The sequence below is a fragment of the Acidisphaera rubrifaciens HS-AP3 genome (assembly GCF_000964365.1).
GTDB lineage: Bacteria > Pseudomonadota > Alphaproteobacteria > Acetobacterales > Acetobacteraceae > Acidisphaera > Acidisphaera rubrifaciens.
This window is the reverse complement of sequence record NZ_BANB01000635.1, coordinates 1-1,161: the sequence shown is the minus strand read 5'-3', so window position 1 is coordinate 1,161 and position 1,161 is coordinate 1. Positions and strand designations below refer to the sequence as shown.

Here is a 1,161-nt window from a genome sequence, read left to right as displayed (position 1 = left end):
GCTCGCCGCCGCCGGGCGCGCGCGCTTCGAACGCGACTTCGCCGAGGCGCCGGTTGTCGCGGCGTGGCGGCATTTCCTCGCGACGGCCGGTCACGCCGCCGGGACGCGCGGCTGATGTGCGGCATCGCCGGGCTGATCCTCGCCTCCAGCGGACCGCCGGTCGATCCGGCGGTGCTGGCCGCCCTCGCCCGCGGCATCGCCCATCGCGGACCCGACGGCGCGGGGCAGATGGTCGCCGGGCGCATCGCGCTGGTGCACAACCGGCTGGCGATCATCGACCTCGCGACCGGCGATCAGCCCCTGTATGCCGGCACGGCGGCGCTGGTCGCCAACGGCGAGATCTACAACTACCGCGCCCTGCGCGCGGCGATGCCCGACGCGCGGTTCGCCACCAACAGCGACTGCGAGCCGCCCCTGCACCTGTGGCTGCGCGACGGCGCCGGTTATGCGGCCGCGCTGCGCGGCATGTACGCGATCGCCGTCCACGACCGCAGTGCGCGCACCGTGGCGCTCAGCCGCGATCCGTTCGGCATCAAGCCGCTCTATACGGCGGCGATCGAGGGCGGCCTCGCCTTCGCGTCGGAGCCGCACGCCCTGCTGGACGCGGGCCTCGTGGCGCGCCGCCTGCGCGCCGGCAAGACGCATGAGCTGCTCCAGCTCCAGTTCACCACCGGGGCGGACACCATCTTCGAGGGGATCGAGCGCGTGCTGCCGGGCGAGACGCTGGTCTGCGCCGAGGGGCATGTCCTGGAGCGTCGCCGCGTCGCCGCCCTGCCCGACGGGCCGCCGGAGACGATCAGCGAGGACGCCGCCCTGGCCCGGCTCGACACGGCGCTCGCCGACAGCGTCGCGCTGCATCAGCAAAGCGACGTGCCCTATGGGATGTTCCTGTCGGGCGGCATCGACAGCGCGGCACTCCTGGCGATGATGGCGCGGCTCAATCCGCGCCCCGTGCTCGCCTACACCGCCGGCTGGGACGTCACCGCCACCGCCGACGAGCGAGCACAGGCGGCGGCGGTCGCACGCGCCGCCGGCGCCGCGCACGAGGCGATCGAGATCACCGAGGCGATGCTCTGGACGCACCTGCCGGAGATCGTCGCCTGCATGGACGACCCGGCCGCCGATTACGCGATCATTCCCACCTGGTTTCTCGCCCGCCGC

Annotated in this window: 1 protein-coding gene; it reads left to right on the top strand. The window is 74.1% G+C overall.

All coding sequences use genetic code 11. From position 1 onward, the window contains the following. Positions 1 to 114 precede the first annotated feature (114 nt). The coding region (locus tag B8460_RS15635) for an asparagine synthetase B family protein (protein WP_048862542.1) at positions 115 to 1,161 on the top strand (1,047 nt) is incomplete at its 3' end.